This window comes from Shewanella sp. (genome assembly GCF_051658185.1).
Lineage (GTDB): Bacteria > Pseudomonadota > Gammaproteobacteria > Enterobacterales > Shewanellaceae > Shewanella.
In genome coordinates this window covers 1-6,786 of record NZ_JBOFMC010000450.1, presented here as the reverse complement: position 1 = coordinate 6,786, position 6,786 = coordinate 1, and the positions used below count along the sequence as shown (strand labels likewise).

4 protein-coding genes and 1 pseudogene are annotated in these 6,786 nt (G+C 47.3%); 3 read left to right on the top strand and 2 right to left on the bottom strand.

Going from position 1 to position 6,786, the window contains the following annotated elements:
- Positions 1-60 precede the first annotated feature (60 nt).
- Together ACRCZA_RS16430 and ACRCZA_RS16425 are read left to right on the top strand one after the other, a co-directional pair.
- On the top strand, positions 61-1,446 hold the full coding sequence (locus ACRCZA_RS16430; RefSeq protein WP_438675453.1) for a L,D-transpeptidase family protein: 1,386 nt from the start codon (positions 61-63) through the stop codon (positions 1,444-1,446).
- Positions 1,447-1,570: 124 nt separating this feature from the next.
- On the top strand, positions 1,571-2,122 hold the full coding sequence (locus ACRCZA_RS16425) for a DUF882 domain-containing protein (RefSeq protein WP_438675452.1): 552 nt from the start codon (positions 1,571-1,573) through the stop codon (positions 2,120-2,122).
- On the opposite strand, the gene ACRCZA_RS16420 is transcribed toward ACRCZA_RS16425, so the two are convergent.
- Positions 2,043-2,504, bottom strand: a complete 462-nt coding sequence (locus ACRCZA_RS16420) for a hypothetical protein (RefSeq protein ID WP_438675451.1) — start codon at positions 2,502-2,504, stop codon at positions 2,043-2,045. The two genes, ACRCZA_RS16425 and ACRCZA_RS16420, sit on opposite strands and share 80 nt — an antisense overlap.
- A gap of 308 nt (positions 2,505-2,812) precedes the next feature.
- Between ACRCZA_RS16420 and rplY the strand changes: the two genes are divergently transcribed.
- Positions 2,813-3,100: a 50S ribosomal protein L25 gene (gene rplY, locus ACRCZA_RS16415; RefSeq protein ID WP_438675450.1), complete on the top strand. Its 288-nt coding sequence runs from the start codon at positions 2,813-2,815 to the stop codon at positions 3,098-3,100.
- Positions 3,101-3,273: 173 nt separating this feature from the next.
- Here the strand turns inward: rplY and ACRCZA_RS16410 are convergent.
- Positions 3,274-6,786: pseudogene (locus tag ACRCZA_RS16410) on the bottom strand (translocation/assembly module TamB domain-containing protein); the annotation flags it as partial.

The window sequence follows — 6,786 nt, the reverse complement described above, 5'->3', positions numbered from 1 at the left end:
CGATCTCGGGCGCTGCAGCTATGGTTGAGTGTTTTGCTGTTTTTTGGGGGCTTAGGGTTAGTGACGGGGGCGCTCGTTCCTCATGCTAATGCTGAATCGATGTCAGCCAATGTGCTCGATGATCATTCCTTGTTAACAGAGCAAGTGTTATTACTCGATTTGGCAGGAGTGAGTCCCATCTTTAGCGAGCATTATCAAACACTTTTGCAATTAACCGCTTCGCAAGCTTCAATGACACAAAACCCAGCATCGACTGCCCCCATTCAAGAGCCGGATATCGCGTTAATTCAAGAGCATATCACCAGTTACTGGCAGAGCGTGCTTCCGCAAACCATGGCCCGTAATGGCTCTGCTGATATGCTAAATGATGAGGCCTATCGGCGGGTGTTGCGTCAGGTGAGTGCTTTATTTGCGTTAGATAAGCAGTTGACTTGGGAGACGTTAACGCTTGATGAAAAGTTGACCCTTGGGCAAACTCATCCCATAGTGCCAACGATTGCTGAGCGGCTATTGCTCCTTGGCGATCTTGACCATGCTCTTGCGCAAGCGCCAGTATATACCGAAGAATTACAGCAGGCCGTTAAGGGGTTTCAACGGCGCCATGGTTTACAAGCCGATGGCGTTATCGGCAAGCAGACGCTATTTTGGCTGAATCAATCCCCCCGCAAGCGTGCAGAGTTACTGGCAAAAAATACCATTAGACAAAAGCGGTTTAGCGACTCACTTGCGGCCAGTTATCTGTTAATCAATATCCCAGCATTTGAGATGTTCTTAGTGGAGCAAGGGCAAACCGTGCTGACATCTAAGGTGATTGTAGGTAAAGCCTCAAGGCAAACGCCATTATTAGACAGTCAAATTTCGAGTGTGGTATTAAACCCAAGTTGGCGTGTGCCAAGGAGTATTTTACGCAAGGATATTGTGCCCCATATCCGTAAGGATGGGCACTATATCCATGACAGGGGATTTGATGTCTATGACGTTAAAGGGACGCCAGTGGTGCATTCGCCCGAAGAATGGCAGGCGCTAGCATCTAGCCATTTCCCTTACTATTTAGTGCAGCGCCCTGGGCCTAAGAATGCCCTAGGTAAATATAAGTTTCATTTTGATAATAGCTTTAGTGTTTATTTACACGGCACCGCTGAACCACAACTCTTTAAAAAGGATAATCGAGCATTATCATCTGGTTGTATTCGGATTGAAAAGGTCGATGAGCTGGCGCAATGGTTTAAGACTCGTTTAGTCAAGGAACCCCGTTTATGGGACAAATTAGCCCCGCAGGTTGGCCGGCCGCAATGGTTTACCTTGACCGAAAAATTGCCAGTGCACTTAGTGTATTGGACTGCTTGGCTTGACGATGACGGTCGCCAGCAATATCGCAATGATATTTACCATATCGAGGCTGAGTTAACCAACGCCGTGGCGGCCTCCATGTTTTTTTCTCCTTAACCAGTTGAACTGTTTAGTGATGCTCAAGCGCAATGGTTAATGAGCCATTTCTATACTTGATCTTGGTGTCGATTCAGTATAATTTGCGGGTTTAGTGTCCAAAAATAGTACAAATGGTGATAATGTGACGTTGATTTGTCCTGCCCGTAGGCAGTTATTGTTAGGCCTCAGTGGTGTTGCCTTATGTTCCCTTATGCCCAATAAAGCATTAGCGAGTCGTTCGACTAAAGGTATTCGCGAGTTAAGTCTATACAATCGTCATACTGGTGAGCGCAACGATGGCAGTTATTGGGTCAATGGTCACTATCAGAGAGAAGTGTTGGCTGATTTTAATCAGTTACTGCGGGATCATCGGCAAAATATTGCCGCTCCGATGGATAAACGCTTATTTGATATGTTGTATACATTAAAAACCACATTGAATACCAATAATGAAATTCATGTGATTTCTGGTTACCGTTCACCTAAAACCAATTCCATGTTAGCTAAAAAGAGTGGTGGAGTTGCCAAAAAGAGTTATCACATGAGCGGCATGGCGATGGATATTGCGATTCCAGGTGTTGATCTTAAGCACCTCAGGGATGCCGCTATTTCACTTAAGTTGGGTGGGGTTGGTTATTATCCTCGCTCGGGTTTTGTCCATGTCGATTGCGGTCCAGTGCGGCACTGGTCGTGAGGCTAATTTTTTGTAGAATTTGTCGATAAAAATCTTGTTCAAATAATTGTAATTCAAACAAATAATACTTAAGGTGCGGTATAAATTGCCGCTCCAGTTTGTTCATTTCTCGATGTTGTTGCCATTCACTGACCAGCTGACCAAGACGTTGGGAAAATTGGAATTGGCGTATCCGTTGGGATTCCACTTCTTTAGTTCCGGCGGTTTGCATTAAGTGTATAAGGCAGTGATTTTTCTGCTGCGAACACGCCAATAATTCTAATAGTTTTAATTCAATCGTATTTTGTTGATAGGGAACGGTTTCAATTTGAGTGATGAGTTCACGGGCTAATTGGCATGATAGGTGGTTTTCTTGTTGCAATAAATGCAGCTCGTGACGCATGGGTGACGGATATCCTAACGTAAAATTTTTGAGAGCTTATCAGGCTTATTTCTTGGCAAATGTGATCTCTCTCTCGCGTTTTTTGATTGCGATCAAAGCCGCTTTGCCCGCGTAACAGCAGCGACACAAAGCCTGCAAATTGATAAATTATATTGGAGATTAATAACGCCTGTTGCTTCTGTGTCTCTCACGGCCGAAGGGGCGCTTGTGCCATCAACATAACTGTGTTAGTATCCGCGCGCTTTATATGAGCCATCATTGGTCGAAAATGATGGCAACTTTTACTCTGAAATTTAAGTGAGAAACACATGTCTTACACTATCCAAGCACAAACCCGCACTGAAATAGGGAAAGGTTCGAGCCGCCGCCTACGCCATGCTGGTAAAGTTCCTGCCGTTATTTATGGCCAAGGCAAAGAGCCTGTTTCTATTGTTTTTGATCACAAAGATATCATCAACATTCAAACTAACGAAGATTTTTACACTTCTGTAATCACTATCGTTTTAGATGGTAAAGAAGTTGGTGTTCGTGCTCAAGCGATGCAACGCCACGTGTTCAAGCCAATCATTGAGCATGTTGACTTCGTTTACGCTTAATTGTCGTAATGAAGTAAAAAAAGCGCCTTAAGGCGCTTTTTTTGTGCTTTTTTGCGTTCCTTCTTAATTTCCCTAACGACGAAAGATCTGTTGAGGAACACTGGCTGATATGAGTGGTAACTGAACCTGAGTGGCTTTGGCTGTCATGTTTAATTAATTGTTTTTAAGTATTTTTATTTAATATTAAAGTTGTAATACAGATCGAGTGATTGGCCTAACGTACCCGATACGGTTTCAAGGTAAAGCTGTGAGAGCAAATAATAGCGTACGGTCATTTCATATCCGGGATTAAACACACCCACACCGTATTTCACCATTAATCGGTCACCGATAAATCCACTAATGGCGACTCGGCCTTCATCGTTAGTATCGAGTTGGACGTTAGAAAAGCCAAATTCTTCAATGAGTCCTGTTGCCGTACTGCCAATGCTGTTAATCGCACCGCCGCTTAATTGGGAACTTAAGCCTAATGCAGCTCCCATCATTAAGGAGTTATTTTGCTCGTTGTTGGTGTTATTAAAACCACTGCCTTTAACAATATAAGAGAGAATTTCGGCTTGCTCTTTGGCTGGATTTGAAAAGAGCGTGACCACCGGGCGACTTGGTGTCCCTGTGACGCGTACGCCCGCCACCAGATCTTCGGTTTTTATTTCTCGGACAGCTTCGATATTGAGGTTAGGCACGGCGATGGGGCCCACAAATTGCACTTCGCCGGTACGAATGTTCAGGGTCTGCCCCATAAACTTGTAATTTCCCTGTTTGACTTTAATGTCACCAAAGAGCATCGGGGGGCGGAAGGCTTGCTGTTGCAGTTTAACGGTTCCTTGCAGTTTTCCTTTAAGGCCCATGCCATCAATGCTCAGATCATTGCCCACATTAATATTGAGATCCGCGACGATTGCATAGGGGCTGGCTTTGGGTTGCAAGTCGGCGATGGAGTCGTCAAATACCACGTCTTCAGAAAGTGCGACGCCGCCTTCGGCGAGCTGCACAATCTTGATATTGCCCGATGGAATATCAACCACACCTTTTACTTCAAGTTGGGTATGACTAAAGCCGATGCGAAGGTCGGGGGAAATGTCCAGTAGCGCTAATGGTGGTTGGATCACGGCGAGTTTATCGCCTTTAATGGCTAACTCGCCACTAAATTGTCCCTTGGGCCAACGTATCTCTCCGCTGAGCCGACCAAGGCCATTGCCCATCATCCAGCGTCCTTTAAGATCTGCCTGTTGGCCCCCTAAATTCATCGACAGGTCCATTTTATTGATGAGGGTCGGGTTGGCCGTGAGGGCTAACGCGCCTTCCGTCAGGGAAATACTGCCAGCAACTTCTGGTTCGGCCAAAGTGCCTCCAACCTTGAGTTTACTGCTTAATATGCCTTCAAGCGTGTGCAGTTGCGGGAAAAACTGGCCAAGGGGCTGCAGGTTAATGCGATGGATATGGGCATAGCCCGACAGTGCTCTGTCGGGGCCGACATTGACACTGAGCTCGCTTTGCCAGCTGGCGATGTCCTCGGACTCCACATTGAGCACTGTCCTTAGCTGCTTAGCATCTAAGGTTGCCTCTAGGCTGAGATCTTGATATTTCAGCGTCACGTTGCGGTTTTGGGCGCGTTTGAGCACTAGGCTACCCGGGGAAAAATGAAGCGCGAGATCTGCCGTAGGCTGACGGTTTGCCGCCCAGCTAAATCGCGATGACATATTGGCACTGCCGTCCCATAACATATTATCGGGTAAGAGTGGCGCCAGTAATTTGCCCGGGTTCCCGTTGTAGCTTAGCTGCACTTCCCCCTTCGTACCCTGTAGTGTTGACTGCGTTAAACAAAGGCGGCTATTGGGGTTGACGAGACAGAAGGGGGTAAGATTGCCGCGGTTTTTGAGTTGATCCCAAGACATATTCACATCTTGATCGAGTTGCCAAAGACCGACGGGGGTCGTGATATTGAGGCGATTCATCTGGGCTTGTAGCTGGGATTTTTTGGGATCGTATTGACTGGCAAGGGTTAAATCTAGCCCGAGATCGCCGCTGGCGTTCACTGTGACGGTTTGGGCGTTAAGATTGCCTTTACTGTTAAAGGTGACAGTATCAAAGCCGTGGTTGGCCACCTGTAAGTCTTTAGATTCTAAAGAAATGGCAAATTTATGTTGTGTCAGAGGTTGGTAGTAGGCTTTCAGGTTTGATGCGTTAAGCTTCATATTTTGATAAAGCAGATTAGTCAATTGAGCATTAAGTTCTACCTGTGGCTCTTTGGCATCCCCGGTGACAGCGATATTGGCTTGCAATCCGCCGCTGGCCTTGGGTAGCCACAGGCCAAAATCAGGGACTTGCAATTCTCCTTGAATGTTCCAATTGGCGTTAGCTTCGCCTTTGAGGGTTAACTGGGCGCCGAGCACAGTGGCACTGAGACCTTGAGAGCGTAAATACAGCGCATCATCAATGCTAACATCACCTTTAATATCAAATGGATAATCCTGGACTTGTCCGTTAAGCTCGGTGTCAAAAACCGCGATCTGCCAGTGCTGCTCATGCCAATTACCACGGGTTTGCAGTGTGCCGGATATGTTACTCTTTGGCAGGGAACGGTGGGTTTGTGGCGTGGTAGCGGCTGACTCGGTGGGCGCAGGGAGAATGATTTCCTCGAGCTTGAACTCATTGAGTAATACCTTGGCCTGCCAGGTTAACTTATCGGCAAAATCGAGTTCCCCTTGGATATCGACGGTCCCAAGTGGGCCTGTGGCTTGCAATTGCTTGAGCGTGAGCGCGGCATCTTGATGGGCAATATCCGCCGTTAGGCGCAGTGGTTGATGGAAAGGGCTTGAAAAATTTGTGCTCATCTTCGCGCTTTGCATCTTAAGATCGCCCACGCTTTCAAGTGTTAAATCGCGCGCCGTATATTCTGGATGTTACAAGGGCCACTGTAACTGCGTTGCCGTAAGGTTGAGCTGGTAAGGCAGGGTAGGATCTTTAAGGGTGAACATGCCAGAGAGCTCAACATTGGCATCGCCTTTAGCGCTGGCCTTAAGCTTGAGTTGGCCAAGGCTGTCGCTAAGGGTTAATGCCAGAGCAAGGTTGGTCAATTCGGGTAATTCTGGCAATTGATTAAGTTGCAGCGCAATGTCGAGGCCCAGAGGGTAATCCTGTTCAAACTTGAGCTGACCTATGATATCGAGCTGGCCATCAGTGTGGGTGAGTGCAAGTTTGGTGATATTTAATTGGGATTGACGAAAACTGCCCTGCAACTGGGCGTAGCTAAAATTGTCTTGCCGCTGACCGAGTTGAAGGCGGCTATCTTGGAGTTCTAGGTTGTGCACTATGACCGGGAAAGGCATAAACACTGTGGGTAACTCGGCGAGGGGCCATGTTTCGCTGGGCGCTGGCGTGCTGGCGGCGGTGTTTAGCCCTGGATTGGCTTGGCTATTGTTTACTGTTTGGGTTTCGGGTACTGCTTGGCTAGCCTGCAGCGCTGAAGTGTCTGCCGTTGCAGGATTGTGGGTCAGCGTTTTATTGTCAGTGGTGATGCCCGCTGGTGCAGGGGATGGTGGCTGATTGGAGGCAAGGGGCAGCAATACCGACAGCCCTTGGCTGCTGAGTTGATGCACGGTCAGGCCTTGTTCAAACCAACTGGCGCGGCCATCGATACGTTTGGCTGCAAACTGCATATCATCCACGGTTACGTTCAGGTTCTG

What these genes read in the sequence shown, in the direction of transcription:
- ACRCZA_RS16420 (WP_438675451.1), bottom strand. Translation starts at nt 2,504, where the DNA reads ATGCGTCACGAGCTGCATTTATTGCAACAAGAAAACCACCTATCATGC.
- rplY (WP_438675450.1), top strand. Translation starts at nt 2,813, where the DNA reads ATGTCTTACACTATCCAAGCACAAACCCGCACTGAAATAGGGAAAGGT.